This is a genomic window from Nocardia aurea (assembly GCF_003123685.1).
GTDB lineage: Bacteria > Actinomycetota > Actinomycetes > Mycobacteriales > Mycobacteriaceae > Nocardia > Nocardia aurea.
In genome coordinates, this window is record NZ_QCYJ01000082.1 from 1 (window position 1) to 649 (window position 649).

Below are 649 nucleotides of genomic sequence, written 5' to 3' on the forward strand. Positions count from 1 at the left end.
ATCGCTGTCCGCCGCCGGTGAAAATCGGGTGACATTTCGGTCCACTTGCCGGAATGCTGGGCGCGGGCGATGAGTTTTGTCGGTGGTGTCGGTCAGTCTATGCATGACCACGACTGCTTGTGAGACCCAAGGCTGGGACGCCAGCCATGACAACGTCATGTCCGACAACCCCGATCGAGGTACCGTGTCCAGCCCACAGCTCGACTCACCTGCCACGTCCGCGACCGCCGTTTCGGGTCGCACCCCCGCCGTGATCCGGCTGCTGGTGCTCGCCACGTTCGTGGTCATCCTCAATGAGACGATCATGATCAACGCGATCCCGCGGCTGATGGGCGCGCTCCGCATCACCGAGCAGACCGCGCAGTGGCTCTCGACCGCTTTCATGCTGACCATGGCCGCGGTCATCCCGATCACCGGGTGGTTCCTGCAGCGGGTGTCGACCCGCCGCGCGTACGCCACCGCGATGAGTCTGTTCCTGCTCGGCACGGCGTTGGCCACGGTCGCGCCGATGTTCGAGGTGCTGCTGGGCGCCCGCATCATCCAGGCGTCCGGCACGGCGGTGATGATGCCGCTGCTGATGACCACGCTGATGCAGGTGGTGCCCGAGGCCGACCGGGGCCGGGTGATGGGCAACGTCACACTGGCCATC

1 protein-coding gene is annotated in these 649 nt (G+C 65.8%); it reads left to right on the forward strand.

All coding sequences use genetic code 11. The features are described from left to right. Nucleotides 1-103 precede the first annotated feature (103 nt). The coding region (locus DAT37_RS13185; RefSeq protein ID WP_157978478.1) for an MFS transporter at nt 104-649 on the forward strand (546 nt) is incomplete at its 3' end.